General features: G+C 41.0%; 3 protein-coding genes. All 3 read right to left on the reverse strand.

Going from position 1 to position 3,033, the window contains the following annotated elements; all coding sequences use genetic code 11:
* Positions 1–265: 265 nt before the first annotated feature.
* Positions 266–1,366 (reverse strand): PAS domain-containing protein, encoded by a 1,101-nt coding sequence (locus tag KGY70_19980; protein ID MBS3777485.1) that lies wholly within the window; start codon positions 1,364–1,366, stop codon positions 266–268.
* A gap of 156 nt (positions 1,367–1,522) precedes the next feature.
* The gene (locus KGY70_19985; protein ID MBS3777486.1) at positions 1,523–2,560 is read right to left on the reverse strand and encodes a nucleoside hydrolase; all 1,038 of its coding nucleotides are present in this window, start codon (positions 2,558–2,560) and stop codon (positions 1,523–1,525) included.
* Positions 2,561–2,592: 32 nt separating this feature from the next.
* Positions 2,593–3,033, reverse strand: a 441-nt coding sequence (locus KGY70_19990) for a DNA adenine methylase (GenBank protein MBS3777487.1), incomplete at its 5' end; no start/stop codon positions are given.

A 3,033-nucleotide genomic window follows, 5' to 3' on the forward strand; every position in this document is an offset into this window, starting at 1 on the left:
ATAGGGTAAAAATACGCCATTGCAAAATCAGGTATTTTTACCCTATTCTTTATTCCTTTTTTACCGTAGAGGTTGATTACAGTATCTGTTTGTCTATAAAGTCAAAGAGATTTGAAAGAGTCTCGTCTAGAATGTTCGCTGGCAAGGCTTGCGAGTTTTGAATGCCAAATGTAGAGACGTACGGCCGTACGTCTCTACCAGATTTAATTGACTGGCATGAAAAACGAGCGTAACGCAGCCAGCGGATATTATAGACAGACTCTAATTAATACTGAGCCAGTATTTCCCTGAACGGGCCATTGGGATAGATACCTTCTTCATCTTCAGAAAATTCAGGCTTTAATCGGTTCACAAAATACATGTCGATATCCTCCGCGGTATTTTTTATCCTGATCTTTCCCCTGTAGGTAAATTCGAAATAATCCCTGAGATATTCATAAGTCGCACTGGAAACATTGACCTTTCCTACCTCACTTGTTTCCTCCATCCTGCTGGCTATATTCACGGTATCACCCCATATATCATAGGCAAATTTTTTACTTCCAATTACCCCTGCCATCACTTCACCGGTATGGATTCCTATTCGTAATTTCCAGGGTTGTTTACCCTGTGACCTTTTTTTCTCGTTGAATTTTGCTACACATTTTTGTATTTTCAGGCATGCCAGTGTTACATCGAACGGATTGCTGTAATTTTTTAAAGGCAATCCCCCGGCACACATATACGCATCCCCCATGGTTTTGATCTTCTCGAGGTAATGGTTTTCAATGATTTCATCGAATTCGCGGACATAACGATTCAGCTCGGTAATGAGTTCATCTACCTTCATGGATTTGGTAAGCGTGGTGAAATTTTCGAAATCAGCAAACATGACGGTGGCCCGCTTATACTTTTTTGCCTTCGCTTTTCCTTTTTTCTTCAATTGTTCGGAAATCTCGAAAGGAAGTATATTGGCCAGTAATTCCTCTGTTTTTTTCTTTTCTATGTAGGGTTCCGTAATATCTGTTTCAACGGCAAAGATTTTGTTTAGTTTGCCGTCTTCTTTGTAAGTGGGGGTTAGGGTGGTCTGAATCCATTTTTTAATCCCTGATGGAGTTTCTATCTCATGTTCAAATGTCAGTCCTTTTTCCCCTTTCTCAAATTTATCCTGTGCCATTTGAAAACCCTTGCTGGCCGGGGAAAATATGTCGTGTCCAAACCTCGATAAGTAGACCTCAAAAGGATACTCATAGATTTCCTCAAAACCTTCATTAACCCATTCAGCCTTACCGTCGGGATATAGCGAGAGTACCGCGTTAGTGGTAGTGTTCGCTTCCGGTTCTTTTTCAATGGGATGTTCCCTGTTTATATATGCCTCCTCAACCATAAACATGTATTTATTAATGTGTGGTTAAAGATACGTTGGCTGAACCGGAATTCAAATCCTTTTTTTATGAGTATTTCTGATTATTTGATGAACGGAAAATACTGTGATGTGGATGCCTGCAAAAGTCTGAGCTTTCGACTAACAGAGAGGTTGAAGTTAATGATTATTCAGGTGATTATTCAGATAGTCAGCAAACCGTTCGCTGACTCCTTCTCTCTGGCTGATATATGCCTGTTTAACCTTGTCTTTATTTTCGTCATGCCATCTGCATCCCTTATCGACATCAAATTCCAGCCGCCCATTTCCTTCATGTTTCAGGTAAATCCCAGGTCCCTTAACCGCGAAGTACACTGCAGCCAGATCCCAGCTTGGCCGCTGATCGTCGAGGGTTTTTCGGCCATTGTTCCAAAGCCAGTCGCGGTAGGCAGTGCGGACAATATTCCCCGGAGGCGTATGCTTCAATGATTTCCCGGTCATCACGTTGTTTCCGGCATCGATATAATACACCGGTGCCGGGAAGTTTTCCACCAAATATTTGGTGTATTGCGCTGTACCATTAAAGAAAAAATTCCAGTCTTTTGTATAGCGTTGTTCCTTATTTTTGGCTCCAAGTGCGCCGAGAGCAACCCAGCGTTTTATCTTCTTTTTTATAAGTTCTGCTCCCGTCAGGGGAGAAATATCGTCTGGTTCGGAAGTTAGCAGATCATAAAGCCCTTTTGTATGACCGACTGTGATGTATGTTACGCTGTTTTTTCCCTGCTGGACCAGCAATTTGCGGTTTAGTCTGGTTTGTTCCATAGCATCCCGGTTGTGTACGATGGTGTTATGAAAAGCTGCCGTATCTTTTGCCAGTTTCTCTGCACCCATCTTATCGATGGAGTCGCCAACCTGATTTTCATGGGTTGCACCTACCGGAATATCACCCCTGCCATATTGGATGTTAATGGCCTGAACAATTCCTGCTCCAAAGGGCACTTTACCGGAGCTGTAAATGCATCCCAGAATTTCAGCCTGGTCCATATCCGCATAGGCATGCAACAGGGCCAGGGCTCCGGCATCGTCGCAGTCAGAACCCATATCTGTGTCGAAGATGATCTTTTCGGGACCCTCCCGATCAGAAGATGGACCTTCCGATTGACAGGATAAAAGGAGGAGAATGGCAAAAAAAGTCAGTAGGGCAATGGTTTTTTTCATGGTAATGTATAATGTGGTTATGAAAATACAAATCAATTCTCGTCAAAAATACTTTTTTGATGAAATATGGAGCTTTTATCAAGAAAATTTTCGGCAGTAAATCCTTTCTTTATAACAAGGGCTTCAACCATTTTATTTCTGAGATTTTCAGTTGAGCCAACATGATAAAAATGATCATGGATTCTAATATCATGTCCTTTCCAGAATTCATTTATATGATTATTTGATCTGTATTTATTTTCTTTCCACATGGATAATGCAAATCCTGAATTTAATCTACTTACTTTTTTCACAAGTTCCAATGCTTCTTTGTCTGACCAGGAATTGTAATAGTTTGTATTTCTTCCAATATAAGGGGGGTCCATATAAATGAAATCTTCTTCTTTGGCCATTGAAAGCGTCTCATTGAAATCCCAGGCTTTAAATTGCCACTCAGAATTTCTAATGTAGTCACTAACCCATTTTATTTGATT

The organism is Bacteroidales bacterium (genome assembly GCA_018334875.1).
In the GTDB taxonomy this organism is placed as follows: domain Bacteria; phylum Bacteroidota; class Bacteroidia; order Bacteroidales; family UBA12077; genus JAGXLC01.

What these genes read in the sequence shown, in the direction of transcription:
- KGY70_19980 (MBS3777485.1), bottom strand. Translation starts at nt 1,366, where the DNA reads ATGGTTGAGGAGGCATATATAAACAGGGAACATCCCATTGAAAAAGAA.
- KGY70_19985 (MBS3777486.1), bottom strand. Translation starts at nt 2,560, where the DNA reads ATGAAAAAAACCATTGCCCTACTGACTTTTTTTGCCATTCTCCTCCTT.